A 17,040-nucleotide genomic window follows, 5' to 3' on the forward strand; every position below is an offset into this window, starting at 1 on the left:
GTAGATTGTGTGTTCTCGCGCGGAAGCCTAATACCTGAACTACGATTGCTGGGGAATGACGTTCGTGCCGAAGGATCGTGATAGCGACTTTCAACTACAGCTTGCCTTCCTGAGGGAGTTCCAACGCGCCCACGATCGCCCGCTGCGCGTCTTGCATATCGGCAATATCGCGAACAACGCCTACAACAATGCCTTGATTCAGCGGCGCTTCGGAATCGAAGCGGACGTCATTTGCTATAACTACTATCACGTCATGGGTTGCCCGGAGTGGGAGGCCGCAAGCTTCGACGGCAACGTCGACAACATGTTCCCGGATTGGTGGGCCACCGAGTTGGGCGGTTGGCGTCGACCGGATTGGTTTGCGCAAGGCCCCGTTCTCGATTGCCTCTCGTACCTTCGTGCGAAGAACGCCGGTGACAGCGGAGCCGCAGCATTTTTCTGGACGCTGTTGCAGGCAAGATATTGGGAGATGCTCGATGGCATCGCTGCCGCAGAGAGCCGGGTCCGTCCACCGATGCCGGAGCATCTGGCAGATACAATTTCAATTGCGCGCGAGTTTCAGGACTTCCAGGCAAGCAAGGCAATCCCGCAGCCGCCCGATCAGCCGACCATCGTCCTGCCAGGGGTGACCATAGAACCTGAATCTGCATCCTCTCCGATTTCGCTGACCTCATCAAAGTCGGCCTCGCTAGATCCGCGGCCGGAGCAAAGCCGATCTCTCGCCAACGAATATCCAAATCCCGAAGCACCAGGCCGCCTCGTATCAACCTATCGCGCCTTGCTGGCGAAGTACGTCTTTGTTCATTTGCAGCGTGAGGCGGAAACGGGCGTTGTCGACGGGTCGAGTTTGGCGGTCGCAATCTGGCGAAGTCAGAGACACAGCCGCGGCCTGCCGCGTTTTGGCTTCGAGTTTTCTGCTGACGTCTTCACGATGCCGAGTCCTGGCACAGCGACGCCGGCTGCAAGCGAAAGCGATAAATATCGGACGTTCGGCGATTCTCGGTCACCAAATCCCAAAGGACCAAGCCGTCTCGTATCGATCTATCGTTCCCTGCTGACGAAATATGTATTTGCTCATTTGCAGCGTGAGGCGGAAACCGGGGTTGTCGCCGGACCGAGTCTGGCGGTCGCAATCTGGCGAAGTCAGAGACGCAGCCGCGGCTTGCCGTGTTTCGGCTTCGAGTTTCCTGCCGATGTCTTCACAACTCCGAATCCTGACACCGCGACGCCGGCTACAGGCGAAAGCAATGAAGATGCGACGTTTCGCGATTCGCGGTCGCCAAATCCCAAAGGACCAAGCCGCCTTACATCGATCTATCGTTCCCTGCTGACGAAATATGTATTTGCTCATTTGCGGCGTGAGGCGGAAAGCGGCGTTGCCGCCAGGCCGAGTTTGGCGGTCGCAATCTGGCGAAGTCAGAGGCGCAGCCGCGGCTTGCCGCGCTATGGCTTCGAATTTCCTTCTGACGTCTTCGAGATGCCGGATCCTGACGCCGCGACGCCGGTTGCAAGCGAAAGCGATGGCTTCACGATCCCAGATCCCCACGCTGTGACACCGGTTACAGGCAACAGCGCGGCCGCTGACGTCGGTTCGTCAGCAATTCCCGTGGTGACCAAGCCGGAGATCATCGACCGCCCGGAGTTTCGCTACTTCGAGAATTACGGCAAGGGAGAGGATCGAAACGCCTCGCAACGTGAGGTGCTTCTTGGTGACCTGCTGCGACAGTTCACGGACTATCCGGCAGAAGCCCTGGTCTTGGTCGAAGCCTTCGCATCCACCATTGCCAATGAATTCGCCGACGTATTGGAGCACTACGACATCATTCAGGGCTATTCGATCGACGGGTTCATTCCGTTCATCAACGGGCTCAAGAATTACACGTGTTACGAGCACGGCACGTTGCGCGAACTGCCTTTCGAGAAAACCTACAATGGCATTCTTTGTTCGGCGTCGTACAAGAATGCGGCTTTCTCCTTCGTAACCAATTCGGATGTGCTGCCGTCCGTGGCGCGGCTGAAATTGAAGAGGGAGCGGACCGTTTATCTTCCGCATGCCTTCGACGATGAAAAAATCTCAACCTTTCGAGCGGGACTCAAAATCCCGAAGCGGGACCCCAAGGTCACCACATTCTTTAGTCCGTCGCGCCATCACTGGCAGGCTGCACCTGTTTCGATGCAGAAGGGCAATGACGTTTTCTTGAGGGCGGCCGCGCAGGTTGCGCAAACGGACCGCGATTTTCGTATCATCCTGGTCGAGTGGGGTGTTGACGTTCACCGAAGCAAGGACCTGATTCAGGAACTTCGAATTGAAGAGATGGTTTCGTGGATACCGTCGTTGAACAAGGCGGAGCTTCGACAGCTTTACTGTTCGAGCGATGTCGTCGTCGATCAGTTCAGGATACCGGCGATCGGCGGCGTTACCTTTGAAGCAATGGCGCTCGGACGCCGAGTCATAACCAATCTTGATGAAACCCAATCAGCGGAGTTCTTTGGAGTAGCGCCGCCCTGCCTGGCCGCCGACAGCGTGGAGACGTGCGCGGCCCGGATTTTCGAAGTACTTGCTGACCCGCTGGACGGCAATGGCCGCGGCGATGCCGCGCGTCTGTGGTTTGAGAAGTGTCATTCCGCGCGGCGGGTCGTCGCGCTTCAATTGGCCGCCTATCAAACGATTTGCGCTGCCTAGAGCATTTTCGGTTCTGATTGAATCAGGACCAAAAGCTCTAGATTCTTGTTTTGACGCGTTTTCTTCACGCGAACCGGTGCCCACTTCGCTCGAAAACGCTCTAGATCCGCGCGCCACACAGTCCGCTCATGATCGCGATTGCGATCAGCGCGCCTGCTGCGAGCCCGGTTGCCCAGATTCGGTTAGCGACCGCGGTGGTCACGCCGTGCGCGATCAGGATGCCGCGCAATCCTGAAGCGAGATGGGCGAGCACGAAGAAGACGCCGAGTGCGTAGTGCGGCACCAGGCGGATGCTCCAGGCGTCGTGGATCAGGCCGGTCGGTGCGCCCGACGCCCAGTCCCAATTGGTGTCGATGTGGTGCACGGCCCGCGCCGAGACGAATGCGGAGTTCAGATGGGTGACGATGAACGCCGCGAGGTAGACGCCGGAGCCGATCTGAAACACGCGGAATCCGTCCGCCGGCCGCGAGCTCCAGCGCCAGGCAAGCCGCACCCCGACGGCGACCTGGAACAGCATCAAGGCGACAAGCACCGGCTCGACCACGGAGGATCGATAGACCGTGCGGCCGAGCTTCATCACGGCGCCATGAACCTCCGGTCCAAGCAGGCCCAGCAGGTGATTGGTGAGGTGAAACGCGACATAGAGAAGGATGACCGCCGCGGCGATGCCATGCGTGACACGCCATCTGGCAATGGACGGAGCCATCGCGGCTGACGTTGCCGGCCGCTCTTGTTCATCGCCGAGCAGCACGTAGAGACACGCGGCGAGCCAACCTGCGACCCAGACGAGCTCATCGCTGACAGGGATGTGCAGCAGTCCAAGGCCGACGCCGGTCAACACGAACAGTGGCGGCGCACCGATGCTGATATACGCAAGCCGCCGGGCGCGCAGCTCGAACGACGAAGGCGCCGGCTTGGTCATCCAATAGGCGCAGGCCAGACCCAGCAAGGGCGCGGCCGTCGCAGCCAGCAGGCAAAGCGCCGCCAGAACCACCCCGCCGGGCGAGGGGTGGCCATTCGCGGGAGAGACCGCGAGATGAAATCCATCGAGCAGGAACGGATAGGCGATCGCGCCGGCGGCCGGGATCATCGAACGGAGCCTTTCGGCGGCCGCATTCGCCAAGCCATCGTCGCCGGGCCGTACGCGACCTTGTTCAAATGCACTCACTGAGGTCTCCAGAGTTCAGGCATTGTGCGAAGGAGAAACCCAAATCGACGAGTCTATTCCCGGCTCCCCGCCTGAGGGGCGGCACACAAGTCAGTGCTGTGGGCGCTGGCGTGCGCAGGCAAACGACGTTGCGCCGAGACCGTGTCTCAAGGTGCACAACCGTACGCGGATGCGAGCCGACCGATAGGACCGAGTTTCAACAATCCGGCTGAACCATGCCAGCCTTTTGGCAGCTACCATTCTCCTGGCGTGATGCAGCTCATGGGATCCTGGGCCCGACGCGGCTGGTCTCCCGGCACGGGCATGGCCTCCGTTCGGATAGGGAAGGGGAGACGGCTCCGATCAATCTTTCGCGTTCACAAGCGATTCAATACGCCGCGAGCGCACGATGGCGTTGCCGAGTTCCACAAACGCTGCAAGGTCTCGAGGTGCCGCCGCCAGCCCAATCCCATCGGCATCACTGGAACGGGGAGCCCATATCGCGCGGCTCTCCAGAAGATAGACGCCGTAAACCGCTTCGATCCCGGTGTAGGCGTTGCTCCTCAATTCTTCTTGTATTGAGTAAGCCGCCAGCGCGGCGTTGGTGGCAATCGACGTCTCGATCAAGGCTTTTCGATATCCGGGCTCGTGTACCACCGCTGGCCCGAACGCGGCGACCAGCTTTCTCTCGGAAGTCTGCACCACGACCAGCACGCCGTCGAGAATGCTGCGGAGCGAACGCTTGGTCGCGAGCGGCAAGTATTCACGCGGATTCAGGAATACATCGACGGCTGTCGTGAGCGCGCCGCATCCGCTGTGGCCGAGCACGACGATGAGCTTGAGGCTCCCGCCAAGATTCTCGACGGCGTATTTGAGGCTTCCAAGCACCTCTATTCCGAGCCCGTTGCCCGCGACGCGGACCACGAAGAGATCATTGGGCCCTTCATTGAAAATGAGTTCAACGGGTACGCGGGCGTCCGAGCAGCCGAGCACGGCCGCAAACGGTCTTTGCTTCGGTACGGCGCTGTCGGCCGGCAGGCCCAGGTCACGCAGATCGACCGGGATGATCTGCTGTACCACGCTCGCCCCCTCGTCGCAGTCAAGGAACGTGGCGAAGCTCTTGTTGCCCTGCTCCAGACGCAGCAAAGCCGCATGACTGTCCGGCGGGGTTGGCCTGATCGAGACATCGTCGCTGCTATAGCGATACGTGATATCGAAGGTCTTCATAAGAGCCGCGCTGCGCTGGGATATTCAGGCAAGCAAATGCGACGTACACAACGAACCGAACCTGCAATCCCATTGAACGACCCAACGAGAAGCCGCCGTTGATCCAGATCAAGGCTGCTGCAAGGCGGGGAAGGCGGAGATGATCCTGTCCAGGACGCCGCCGAGGTGGCGGCGTTGTTGGGACTGACGATCACAGGGAGATGAAGGCGGCGCGCGATGGCTGCGTGAAGCAGCTCACATAGTGGCTCGGACGACGTGGCTAGTCTCCCGCCACCAACGGGAGAACAACAATGCGCAAACTCATCCTGATCACGGCGGTTGTTTTGGCTTCCGCTTCCGCGCAGGCCGGCGAACGAAGCCTGTCGTTGGGCGGGGCAGGCTCGCTACCGGCCGCCGCGTCGAATTCGGTCAATACGGCGGACAAAGTTGCCGATGCGCCGGCGGCGCCGGCCGTCGTGCCGCCGCCAATGCCGCCGGAAGCGCCCAAATATGTCGAGCGGGCAGCGCCGGTTGCGGCTCCCGCTCCGCAGCCGCAAGCTCAGCCGGCCTTGCAGCAGACGCCCGTACAGCAGCAAGCGAATGTCCAGCCTTCAGCGGTGTCAGACGCAAAGCCGGCGCCGGAGCAGCGGATGACTTGGTACAGGTCGAGCCATCGCCGCCACGCCCGGCGCTGGACCGAGGGCCGGATCATCGGCGAGCTGCATCGCCACGGGATTTACTGGTAGCCACGCCTTGCTGAGCGCCGGCGCCGGCTACTTTGCATGGGGTTGTTTTCGATATTTTGGTGGGAGCCCAGCTACCGGGCGCGATGGCGCCACTCTCGAAGGCGCACAGGCGCTCAAGGTCGTTCGGCCGTATCGGACCAGCAGAAGGTGGCTGAAAGCGAAAGCGCCCCTGGATCGGATCCGGGGGCGCTTTCGTTGAGTGTGTTCGCTGCGTTACTCGGCGACCGTCTGTACGACATTGCCTATCGGCCGGCCCGTTGCGATCGGCTTCTCGGTCTTCGCCATCATCGCGTCGAATTCGGGCAGCGTCTCGATCTGGGTCTTGGCCTTCATCCAGACCACCTTGTAGCCGCCTGCCTTCAGCTTTCGCAGCAGCGTCGGCAGTGCCTGCGCGGTGTGCTTCTGCAAATCGTGCATCAGGATGATGCCCTTGTGCTCCTTGTCGAGCTTGGTCATCACATTGTTGATGACCTCGTCGGAGCTCTTCGACTTGAAGTCGTTGGAGTCGACGTCGACCGAGAACATCGCGATGTTGCGGGTGCCGAGATAGGCTGTCGTCGCCGGGGTGTGCGCCAGCGCCGGGAAGCGGAAGAACGGAGCGGGGTTCGCACCGAGCGCCAGCTTCACCGCGCTGAAACCCTTCTCGATCTCGTCCTTGGCCTGCTGCTCGGTGATCTTCTTGCCCGCCAGATGCGCGTGCGACCAGGTGTGGGCGCCGATGGTGTGACCGGCGGCGGCGACCTGGCGGAGGATGTCCGGGTGATAGGTGGTGTGCAGGCCGATCGGGAAGAACACCGCCTTGGTGCACTCGTCCGCCAGGGCCTTGAGCACGGCGGGCGTGGTCGGCCACGGACCGTCGTCGAAGGTCAGCACGACCTCATGGTCGGTCAGGAAGTCATACTGCTTGTACTGCAGGAAGCCGAAGCCCGGGCCGCCGGTGGTGTCGACGACGACGGTGCGGGTGATGCCGAGCGCATCGGGATTGGCACATTTGGGCATGGCCGCGACCGGGGCCGGTGCTGGTGCCGGTGCAGCGGCCGGGGCTGCCGGCTGGCTGGCATCGGCGCGCTTCGACAGCGCGGCGGTCGTCTCGACATCGTCTTTGGCAGCCTGCTTTGCTGCCGCCGCAGGAAGCGGCTCGGCCTTGGCTGCGGCAGTTGTCTGCGGAGGAGCCGCGTCGGCACGCGGCGAGGAGGTCCAGAACCACACGCCGGCGATCACGATCGCCGCTACAACACTGGCCAGCATCAGGCCCAACGCACTACGCATCGCTACACTCTCTCGGAACTCAAGGATACGCCACACCCGTAACGAGCGATTAATGCCAACAAGGTCTTAACGCGATCCCAACAGGGCGCGGGAAGGACAAGAAAAAGTGCGGCTTACGCCTGCGTGACGGCCATCACAGTCGGTCAGCTCGCTGCCGTGCAGGATCGGACCCATCAAACAGAGGGCCCCGTCATTTGCGGCGCCGATGGGAGCCGATCATGACCACTATCTTGAAGAGTCGGGTTCTGGAACGTGCCGCTCGCAGCGCCGGCGTCACGCTGGCGTTTGCGGCCGCCGTTTCCCTGCTGTCGTCGACCGCGAGCTTTGCGTTCAGCGCCGAGGCGCAGCAGATGTGCTCGGGCGATGCTTTCCGGCTGTGCAGCGTGGAGATCCCGAACATCCCCAGGATCACTGCCTGCATGGTCAAGAATCGGTCCCAGCTGAGCAGCGGCTGCCGCGTCGTGCTGGATCGTGATCTCGCCGCGCAGCGCAGGGCCGCCGCCGAGTGACCTTGCACGGCATCTGATGGGGAGACCTGCGGCGACGAGACGCAAGCCGTCTTCGGGCGGTCACCTCGGACCGGAACCGGCCGGTCGCGCGGGCGGTTTCGAGCTTCTTCGCGACCCTGAAACGCTATAGAACCAGCGTTGCATTCCTTAGAGGCTTTGAAGATGACCCGATTTCTGTTCGCCGTCGTTCCGCTGGTTCTGTTAACGTCGGCCGCCTCGGCACAGCAGCAGGGGCGCGATGCCTGCTCACGCGACGCCTCGCGGTTTTGCCGCGCCCATCTCAGCGAGGGCGATCAGGTCGTGCTGGCCTGCCTGAAGGAACACCGCAGCCGCCTCAGCAAGGCCTGCCAGCAGACGCTCGTCGATAACGGGCAGTAGATCAACCACCGTCATTCCGGGACATCGCGCAAGCGATGGGCCCGGAATCCATAACCACGATCGTGAGTATGGATTCCGGGCCTGGCCCTTCGGGCCATCCCGGAATGACGATTGAGGGATTTACGTACTGCTGCCCGCCGCGGTCGCGACCACCGGGATTACCTCCTTGGCGGCGCGGTCCGGGGTCTCGTCCTTCCAGCGGACCGAGCCGAACGGACGCTCCAGCATCCGGCGCACGCGGATCGGCTCGGCGCCGATGTGGAAGTCGGCCGCCTTCTGATGCAGCGCGCGCTCGATCTGGGTGGCGCGGTTGCGCTGGCGCAGGAAATCGAGCCAGGTCGGGCAATGATAGCGCTCGGTCCACAATTCGGGATCGGCGATGTCGCGCGCGATCGACCAGCCATAGGCGCCGTTGCGCTGGCGGCTGAGCTGCACGTCCTGCATCACATTGTGGAAGGCGCGGGCATTGTCCTGCGCCACCCGGTATTCGATCTCGACCACCAGCGGCCCGCTGCGCCCGGTCAGCTGCAGCCGCACCTCGGGATCGGCCAGCATATCGGTCGCGTCCTCGTTGCGCGCGCCGATCGGCGGCATCCTGAGCCAGAAGCCGAGTACGGGCGACAGCAGCATCAGCCCGGCGGAGATCAACAGCGCCATCTCGACGCCGCCGAGGTCCGTGATGCGGCCCCAGCACCAGCTTCCGATTGCGATGCCGCCGGCGATCGAGGCCTGGAAGGCCGCCAGCGAACGGCCTGCGACCCAGCGCGGCGCCGACAGCTGCACGCCGATGTTGAACAGCGCGATCGCGAGCATCCACACCGCGCCGGCAACCACCAGCGCGGCGGCGGTGATCACCGGCTGCCTGCTCACGGCAACAGCGGCGATCGCAGCGCCCATCGTCAACGCGCAGACGCGGATCGCGGCTTCGCCGCTGAGCCGGCTGCGGATCTCGCTGATGTTGAGCGCGCCGATCACCGCGCCCATGCCGAAGGCGCCGAGCATGATGCCGTAGGTCTGCGCGCCGCCATGCAGCAGATCGCGGGCCACCAGCGGCATCAGCGCCGAGACCGAGCCGCCGATGATGCCGGTCACCATGGTGCGGGTCAGCACGATCCTGATCGAGGGCGAATTGGTGATGTAGCGCACGCCGGAGACGATGGCGCGGTTCAGCCGTTCGCGCGGCAGCCGCGACGGCTCGCTGACGCGATTCCACAGGAACAGCACGACGAGCAGCGGCAGATACAGCACGGCATTGGCGGCGAACGCCGCCACGGCGCCGGCGGACGCGACCACGATGCCGCCGATTGCCGGACCGAAGCTGCGCGCGATGTTGTAGCTGATGCCGTTCAGCGCGACCGCGGCGGGCAGCGTCTCCGACGGCACCTGCTCGCTGACCGAGGATTGCCAGGCCGGGCCGAACAGCGCCATGCCGCTGCCGACGACGAAGCACAGCGCGAGCAGGATGTTCGGCGTCACCAGATTGAGCCAGGCCAGCACCGTCAGCGTGGTGGCGCCGGAGAGTGCGATCGCCAGCGACACCAGCGCCACGATGCGGCGGTCATGCATGTCGGCGATGGCGCCGGCCGGCATCGCGATCAGCATCACCGGCAGCATCAGCGCGGTCTGCACCAGCGCGACCTTGTCGGCCTCCGCGGTCATCTGGGTCATCGCCCAGGCGGCGCCGACGCCCTGGATCAGGATGCCGAGGTTGGAGAGCAGGCTGGCGAGCCAGATTCGCCTGAAGATCGAGTGACGTAGCGGTGCTGTGATACTGTCGGTGCGTACTGGCGGTTCGCTCATATCCGGTTCCGTTTGCCCTGCTCCGGCTTGTTGATGATCCGAGCCAGGGTCGCAAATGACTGCGAAAAGCGTCTCATGCCCGGGCAGTTATGACCTGTTCGCGGCCGTGGGCACAGCTAAAGTGCTGAAAAGTTTGGGGGGAACGCATGGACCTGTCGCGACGGACGATCTTGAAGGGGGCAGGCGCGCTGTCCTTGCTGGGGGGCCAATTCGGTACATCGGCCCTGTCTCAGTCGGCCTTGGCCCAGTCCGCGCCCGCCAGCGACATCCCGCCGATCCTGTTCGTGCACGGCAATGGCGATCACGCAGCGCTCTGGATCACGACGATCTGGCGGATGGAATCCAACGGCGTGCCGCGCGAGCGCATGGCCGCGATCAACTTCACCGATCCCTTGGCGCGCGCCGACGACAAGGTCGAGCAGGCGGGCCGCTCCTCGGCCGAGGATGCGCGCCGCGAGCTCGCCGAGGCGGTCAGGGAGCTGAAGCAAAAGAGCGGCGCCGCGCGTATCGCGCTGGTCGGGAATTCCCGCGGCGGCAATGCGATCCGCAACTACGTGAAGAATGGTGGCGGCGGTGACATCAGCCACGCGGTGCTGTGCGGCACCCCCAATCATGGTGTGTATGCCTCGGACGATGGGCTCGGCAACGAGTTCAACGGGCGCGGTCCGTTCCTGCGCGCGCTGAACGATGGCGACAGCGAAGTGACTGTCGGCACCGCCTTCCTGACCTTGCGCAGCGATGGCCTCGACAAATATGCCCAAGCCGACGGTCGCTTCATCGGCAAGCCGGGCACACCGACCAACGTCACGGCCGAAGGTCCGGCGCTGAAAGGCGCGACCAATCTGGTGCTCGGCGCCGTGGATCATCGCGAGACCGCGTATCATCCGCGCGCTTTTCGCGAGATCTACAAATTCATCGCGGGGCACGAGCCGTCGCGGATCGAGATCGTGCCGGAGACGGCGGTGAGGTTGAGCGGCCTCGTCACGGGCACGCCCGGCGGCGTGCCGACCAACCGGCCGGTGCCGGGTGCCACGGTCGACATCTATCGCGTGTCGGCGGAAACCGGCGAGCGCATCGGCGGTCCGCTGCACAGCTCGCAAACTGGCGCCGACGGCCGCTGGGGGCCGGCGCAGGTCGATCCATCCTGGTCGCTCGAATTCGTACTGACGTCGCCCGATGCCGTGACGACGCATGTCTATCGCTCGCCGTTTCCGCGTTCCTCCGAGGTCGTGCATCTGCGCGCGGCGCGACCGCTGCTGCCTGCCGATGCCGGTGCGGGCGCCGTCATGCTGATGTCACGGCCGCGCGGCTATTTCGGGCTACCGCGCGATATCGTGCTGTTCGACGGCAAGGAACCGGCCGATGTCAAATCCGGCGTGCCGACCGATGCGGTGACGACGTTGCGGCTCCCCGCGGCCGATCTCAGCCGTCCGGTGGCCGCGATCTTCAACGGCGAACGCATCGTGGCACGGGCTTGGCCGGCGTCGGAGAATCGGATTGCAGTCGCCGAGCTGACTTATTAGGTCTTGTGCGGGGTCCGCGCGCCTTTGTGGCGCCGGGATCGCGTGGCCGGATCGGCCATTGCGTGAGGCAGGAAGCGAGGACCATGAGCATAGCCGAAGTCTACGACGTCACGGTCACGCGGCGTCCCCTGGTCCCGCCGGCGCCGCCGCGCGCGCCCGAAGGCATGGGCGCGTTCCAGCGGATGCGGGTGATGCGCAACTCGCCGATCGAGACCTGGGGCCAGCGCGCCTATGAGGACGACATCGTCCAGGGCCGCTTCCTCAATCACTCGAGCTTTATCCTCAATACGCCGGATGCGATCCGCCACGTGCTGGTCGACAATTACGAAAACTACACCCGCACGCCGGCCGGCCTTCGCGTGCTGCGTCCGATGCTGGGCGAGGGATTGCTGATCGCCGAGGGCCGCGCCTGGAAGTATCAGCGCCGCACGCTGGCGCCGGCGTTCACGCCGCGCGCGGTGACGACGCTGGTGCCGTACATGATCGCGGCGGTCGACGAGACCATCGCCAAGCTGAAGGTCGCGAGCGGCGCTCCGGTCGATCTGCGCGAGGTGATGCAGCGCATGACGCTGGAGATCGCCGGCCGCACCATGTTCTCGTTCGGCATGGATCGCCACGGCGCCGCGCTGCGCGACTTCGTGATGGAGTATGGCGACACGCTGGCGCGGCCGCATATGCTCGACCTAGTGCTGCCTTTGAACTGGCCGACCCCGCAGGATTTCCGGCGCGCCCGCTTCCGCAAGCGCTGGACCGCGTTTGTCGGCCAGCTGATGGCCGAGCGTCGCGCCGCAGGCAAGGATGACAACGCACCGGGGCGCGACCTGTTCGACCTGATGGGCGCCGCGCGCGATCCTGAAACCGGCGAGGCCTTCACCGACGCTCAACTCGGCGACCAGGTCGCGACCATGATCCTGGCCGGCCACGAGACCACCGCGACCGCGCTGTTCTGGGCGCTCTATCTGCTGGCGCTCGATCCCGAGACCCAGGAACAATTGGCAGCAGAAGTCAGGAGCGTGACGACGTCGGGCGCGCTCGACATCGAGCGGCTGAAATTCACCCGCGCGGTGGTCGACGAAACCATGCGGCTTTATCCGCCGGCGTTCCTGATCGCGCGAGCGGCTGCCGGTCCCGATACGATCGCGGGCCGTCCGGTCAGGAAGCATGACGTAATCCTGATCGCGCCGTGGCTGTTGCACCGGCATGAAAAGCTGTGGCACGAGCCGAACGCGTTCGTGCCGCAGCGCTTCATGACGGAGACGCCGCCCGATCGCTTCGCCTATCTGCCGTTCGGGGTCGGCGCGCGGGTCTGTATCGGCGCGCATTTCGCGCTGGTCGAAGCGACGCTCGCGCTCGCGAAGATTATCGGCGCATTCCGCGTTGCGCTGGCGGACAAGGAGCCGGTGCTTCCGATCGGCGTGGTGACGACACAGCCGAACCGCTCCCCGGTGTTCACGATCAAGCCGCGCTGATCTTGCGCGGCGGTGTCCAAATGCTCATCTTGAGCGGGATGACTCTTCGTCGAATTGTCATCCCGCTCTATCTCTTTTTGTTTTGAGCATGATCTTTCGGAAAACCGCTACGCACTTTTCCGGATCATGCTCTAGGGGTTCACCATGAGCGATACGCAAGCCCACTTCGCAGTCCTCAGGCAGACGACCGATCCGGCCGTCGTCGATGCCATGCAGCAATTGATCGCCGATGGCCACGATCGCGAGCTCAATCGCATCAACGCTCTGGATTTCTCCAGCCGTACCGGCCTCGATCAGGAGAAGGTGATCTCCGGTTTCCTGCATGCCTCCCGGCTCGGCCTGTTCGACATGAGCTGGAACGTGCTGTGTCCGGGCTGTGGCGGCGTGCTCGATGCTCACACCACGCTGAAGTCGTTGCGCCATGACGACTATAATTGCGCGCTGTGCGCAGCCGGCTACGAGGCTTCGGTCGACGAGCAGGTCGAGGTTGCCTTCACTGTCAGTCCGCGCGTTCGTCGCATTGCCGCGCACGACCCCAACACGTTGCCGATCTGGGAATACTTCCGGCAGATGTTCTGGAGCTCGGGGATCGAGTTCGACGAGAGCTCGGTGTCGACCCTGATCAACGAGGTGACGCTGGAGGGGCTCGAGCTGCCGCCTGGCGAAAAGGCGATCCTGTCGCTCAACCTGCCCAACCAGTTCGTCATCCTGTTCGAGCCGGTGACGCATTCGGCGCATTTCTTGGCCGTCGAGGGCGAGCCGACCACCGAGCGTCAGCAGTTCTCGATCGCCTTCAACAACTCGCATGCGCCGACCGGCACCTCGACGATGCGGCCGGGGCCGCTGCGGCTCTCGCTGGAGAATCACGCCGACGTTCGCGTGCTGCCTTCGGTGTGGATCGCGGGCGACCCGCTGCACAAATTGCTCGGCAAGCGCAAGCCGATCCTCACCGCGAAGCGGATGCTGTCGAACCAGACCTTCCGCGACGTGTTCAAGGCCGACAACCTCACAGTGGACCAGCGGCTCAAGATCACCGCGCTGACCTTCCTGTTCACCGATCTGAAGGGCTCGACCGCGCTCTATGAGCGGGTCGGCGACCTCGCCGCGTTCGATCTGGTGCGCGCGCATTTCCACGCGCTGCTCGAGATCATCGCCTCCGAACACGGCGCCGTCGTGAAGACGATCGGCGATGCGGTGATGGCGACCTTCATCCGGCCCGAGCACGCATTGTCGGCGGGCCTGCGCATGCGGGCCGCGATGAAGCAGCTCAACACCGAGCGCGGCAAGGAAGATCTGGTCGTCAAGATCGGCATCCATGAGGGGCCGTGCCTTGCGGTGACGCTGAACGAGCGGCAGGACTATTTCGGCCAGACCGTGAATATCGCCGCACGGGTACAGAGCCTGTCGACGTCACAGGAAATCCATTTGACCCAGCCGGTGATGGAAGCAGCGGAGGTCGCGGGCATCCTCGATCGCGCGGCGATCAAGCCGATCCAGAAGGAAGCGGCGCTGCGCGGCATTGCCGACAAGCTCGTGGTGTACGAGATACCGTAGTCACATTGCCGACACGTAATGCTTGCTGAAACGTAATGCCGCAGCGGGAACCCGCGCGGATTGCGCCGGTTCTGTTTCCACGCCATATAGATTTCAACAGCGCATGGTCCGGAAAAGTGCGTAGCGGTTTTCCGGACAGATGCTCAATCAAAGCTTCCAGGCTTCATTCCACAGAGAGAGCGATGCTCGACGGACTCCGCCAATTCATTGCCGATATCGTCTCCCCCGATGCCGAGACCGACCGCGCCTTCGACGACGGCGATTATCGTCTGGCGGCGACCGCGCTCCTGGTGCATGTCGTCTCGCTCGACGGCGAGCCGACGCCTGCCGAAAAGCTCAAGCTGCACAGCCTGATCGAGAGCCGCTTCCAGCTCGATCCCGGCACCGCCGACCGACTGATCGCCTCCGCGATGCGCGTCGAGGGCGAGGCCGTGGATCTCTATCACTTTACCAGTGTGATCATGCGCTCGGTGAATGAGGAGGGGCGGCTGCGCATCGTTGAGATGATGTGGGAGTTGGTCTATGCCGACGGCCAGGTCAGCGAGTTCGAGGACAATGTGGTCTGGCGCGCCGCCGATCTGCTCGGCATTTCCTCACGCGACCGCATCGATCTCAAGCACCGGGTCGCCGAGAAGCAGGCGGAGCTGCCAAAGGGCCCCTGGGGCACGGCCGACGCGGCAATCTGACACGGCTATCTGGCGCAGGCGGACGCCCCCTGCCTGCATGGCGGATGACGAAATTTTAATGTCCGCCGCGATTGCGGGCGATCCGACTGAAAATCGGTCATTTCGTCACGAAACCAGCGGCCCCGCGGCTATCCACAAGCCCATACGCGGCTTGCGTCACACCGCGTCCCTATGCTCTCGTCGCCCCGTTGGGGACCTCACTAGAATTTGCAGTAAGAGTTTGAAACGTGACTGAGCGTGTGACGCTGATAACCGGGGCATCGGCGGGCATAGGCACCGAACTGGCGCGCGTGTTTGCATCGAATGGTCACCGCGTAGCGCTGGTGGCACGGCGCGCCGATCGCCTGAAGACGCTCGCCGACGAGCTCGGGGCCAAGGGCGGCGCGGCGCCGATCGTGATTCCCTGCGATCTCCAGCAGACCGATGCGGGTGATCAGATCGCGCGGGCCCTGACCGAGGCCGGCGTCGAGGTCGAATATCTCGTCAATAATGCCGGGTTCGGCCTGTTCGGGCTTGCCGTGGAGCGCGACCGCGCCGAACAGCTCAACATCATCAACCTCAATATCCGCGCGCTGACCGACCTGACGCTGCGGTTTGCCGACCAGCTGATCCGCAACCGCGGCGGCATCCTCAATCTCGGCTCGATCGCCGGATTCCTGCCGGGCCCCGGCATGGCCGTGTACTACGCCAGCAAGGCCTATGTGCTGTCGTTTTCCGAGGCGTTGCGCTGTGAACTGGCGCCGAAGGGGGTGCGCGTCACCGTGGTTTGTCCGGGCCCCGTGCCGTCCGAATTCCAGGACCGCGCCGGCTTTGCCCCCGGATTCGATTCCGCCATCCTCAACGTCGCGCCGGCCGAGGTCGCCCGCCAGGCCTATCGCGGCCTGATGGCCAACAAGCGCGCCGTGCTGCCGGGCGCCTTCATCAAAATGGTGCCGTTCCTGCTCCGGCTGTTTCCGCGCTCCTTCATCCTGACCGCGGTCGGCGGCTTTCAGCTGCGCAAGCGCTAGCTTCACCTGCAAAAGCACATTCATCGCCGCTAAGCCTGTTTCTGGCCCGCGATTTGCTTCGCACGGGTGTGCGCAAACTCACACGATGTTAACGACCACTTAGCTATGATCGTGCCTTACGTGCCGAAACTTTAAGCAGAGGCAATGTTGTTCCGGTCTGACCAGAGCCGTGTCGTGGTGCCCTTCGCGAGCCGAAGGCCGGCCGCGATCACGCCCAAGGATCGGATCTCGGACCAGGCTTCGCTGCGGCCGGTGCTGGTCGTGCTGCATCAGGAGACATCGACCCCCGGCCGAATCGGCAACGCGCTGCGCGCGCTGGGCTACCCCCTCGACATCCGCCGCCCGCGTTTCGGCGACGCGCTGCCCGACACGCTCGAGGCACATGCCGGTGCGGTGATCTTCGGTGGCCCGATGAGCGCCAACGATCCCGACGACTATATCCGGCGCGAGATCGACTGGATTTCGGTTCCGCTGCGCGAGCAGCGCCCGTTCCTGGGCATCTGCCTCGGCGCGCAGATGCTGGCGCGGCAACTCGGCGCCGAGGTCGCGCCGCATCCGCAAGGCCGCGTCGAGGTCGGCTATTACCCGGTCCGGCCGACCGAGGCTGGCCGCGTGTTGTGCCCGGACTGGCCGGCGCGGGTCTATCACTGGCATGGCGAGGGCTTTCAATTGCCTGACGGCGCGGACCTGCTCGCGGCGGGCGATGATTTCCCGGTGCAAGCGTTCCAGTTCGGCAATGCCTTCGGCCTGCAATTCCATCCCGACGTGACCTACGCGATGATGCATCGCTGGACCACGCGCGGTTGCGCGCGGATGGATTCGCCGGGCGCGCAGCCGGGTCATCTGCACTTCGCCGCGCGCGCCGTGCACGATGCCGCCGAGCGCGCGTGGCTGAAGCATTTCATCGATGGTTGGATCGCGCGCGTGCCGCGGCCGGTGATGCTGCAGGCCGCGGAATAGCCGCCGCGCGGAATTTCACGTCGCCTTTTCATTTGCAGGGATGTGCTAGTCTTGCCGCGGCTGCTCGCGCGCGGCCCACATCGCCGCGCGTATCAATAACAAC

General features: G+C 63.9%; 14 protein-coding genes. 10 read left to right on the forward strand and 4 right to left on the reverse strand.

Going from position 1 to position 17,040, the window contains the following annotated elements; all coding sequences use genetic code 11:
- Positions 1-55: 55 nt before the first annotated feature.
- Positions 56-2,683, forward strand: coding sequence for a glycosyltransferase family 4 protein (locus ACE103_RS00395; RefSeq protein WP_375777907.1), 2,628 nt, complete (start codon positions 56-58; stop codon positions 2,681-2,683).
- 100 nt (positions 2,684-2,783) lie between these two features.
- Here ACE103_RS00395 and ACE103_RS00400 read toward each other — a convergent pair whose 3' ends face one another.
- Entirely contained in the window at positions 2,784-3,851 is a 1,068-nt protein-coding gene (locus ACE103_RS00400; RefSeq protein ID WP_375777908.1) for a hypothetical protein, read from the reverse strand.
- A 342-nt stretch (positions 3,852-4,193) separates the two neighbouring features.
- Entirely contained in the window at positions 4,194-5,057 is an 864-nt protein-coding gene (locus ACE103_RS00405; RefSeq protein WP_375777909.1) for a carbonic anhydrase, read from the reverse strand.
- Between the two features lie 290 nt (positions 5,058-5,347).
- On the opposite strand from ACE103_RS00405, the gene ACE103_RS00410 reads away from it, so the two are divergent.
- Positions 5,348-5,782: a hypothetical protein gene (locus ACE103_RS00410; protein WP_375777910.1), complete on the forward strand. Its 435-nt coding sequence runs from the start codon at positions 5,348-5,350 to the stop codon at positions 5,780-5,782.
- Between the two features lie 213 nt (positions 5,783-5,995).
- Here ACE103_RS00410 and ACE103_RS00415 read toward each other — a convergent pair whose 3' ends face one another.
- The gene (locus ACE103_RS00415; RefSeq protein WP_375777911.1) at positions 5,996-7,051 is read right to left on the reverse strand and encodes a polysaccharide deacetylase family protein; all 1,056 of its coding nucleotides are present in this window, start codon (positions 7,049-7,051) and stop codon (positions 5,996-5,998) included.
- 218 nt (positions 7,052-7,269) lie between these two features.
- Between ACE103_RS00415 and ACE103_RS00420 the strand changes: the two genes are divergently transcribed.
- Together ACE103_RS00420 and ACE103_RS00425 are read left to right on the forward strand one after the other, a co-directional pair.
- Entirely contained in the window at positions 7,270-7,560 is a 291-nt protein-coding gene (locus tag ACE103_RS00420) for a hypothetical protein (RefSeq protein WP_375777912.1), read from the forward strand.
- A 162-nt stretch (positions 7,561-7,722) separates the two neighbouring features.
- Entirely contained in the window at positions 7,723-7,938 is a 216-nt protein-coding gene (locus tag ACE103_RS00425; protein ID WP_375777913.1) for a cysteine rich repeat-containing protein, read from the forward strand.
- 120 nt (positions 7,939-8,058) lie between these two features.
- On the opposite strand, the gene ACE103_RS00430 is transcribed toward ACE103_RS00425, so the two are convergent.
- On the reverse strand, positions 8,059-9,738 hold the full coding sequence (locus ACE103_RS00430; protein WP_223971136.1) for an MFS transporter: 1,680 nt from the start codon (positions 9,736-9,738) through the stop codon (positions 8,059-8,061).
- A gap of 146 nt (positions 9,739-9,884) precedes the next feature.
- Between ACE103_RS00430 and ACE103_RS00435 the strand changes: the two genes are divergently transcribed.
- The 6 genes from ACE103_RS00435 (at position 9,885) to ACE103_RS00460 (ending at position 16,937) form a co-directional block, all read left to right on the forward strand.
- Positions 9,885-11,261 carry a hydrolase gene (locus ACE103_RS00435; RefSeq protein ID WP_375777914.1) on the forward strand — a complete coding sequence of 459 codons (1,377 nt, stop codon included), beginning with the start codon at positions 9,885-9,887 and terminating at the stop codon, positions 11,259-11,261.
- Between the two features lie 83 nt (positions 11,262-11,344).
- Positions 11,345-12,730 (forward strand): cytochrome P450, encoded by a 1,386-nt coding sequence (locus tag ACE103_RS00440; RefSeq protein WP_375777915.1) that lies wholly within the window; start codon positions 11,345-11,347, stop codon positions 12,728-12,730.
- A gap of 144 nt (positions 12,731-12,874) precedes the next feature.
- The gene (locus tag ACE103_RS00445) at positions 12,875-14,284 is read left to right on the forward strand and encodes an adenylate/guanylate cyclase domain-containing protein (protein ID WP_223971130.1); all 1,410 of its coding nucleotides are present in this window, start codon (positions 12,875-12,877) and stop codon (positions 14,282-14,284) included.
- Between the two features lie 182 nt (positions 14,285-14,466).
- The gene (locus tag ACE103_RS00450; protein ID WP_375777916.1) at positions 14,467-14,970 is read left to right on the forward strand and encodes a TerB family tellurite resistance protein; all 504 of its coding nucleotides are present in this window, start codon (positions 14,467-14,469) and stop codon (positions 14,968-14,970) included.
- Between the two features lie 227 nt (positions 14,971-15,197).
- The gene (locus ACE103_RS00455) at positions 15,198-15,977 is read left to right on the forward strand and encodes an SDR family oxidoreductase (RefSeq protein WP_223971127.1); all 780 of its coding nucleotides are present in this window, start codon (positions 15,198-15,200) and stop codon (positions 15,975-15,977) included.
- A 144-nt stretch (positions 15,978-16,121) separates the two neighbouring features.
- Entirely contained in the window at positions 16,122-16,937 is an 816-nt protein-coding gene (locus ACE103_RS00460) for a glutamine amidotransferase (protein WP_223971124.1), read from the forward strand.
- Positions 16,938-17,040: the final 103 nt, after the last annotated feature.

Source organism: Bradyrhizobium sp. ma5, assembly GCF_042258955.1.
Classification (GTDB): Bacteria; Pseudomonadota; Alphaproteobacteria; order Rhizobiales; family Xanthobacteraceae; genus Bradyrhizobium.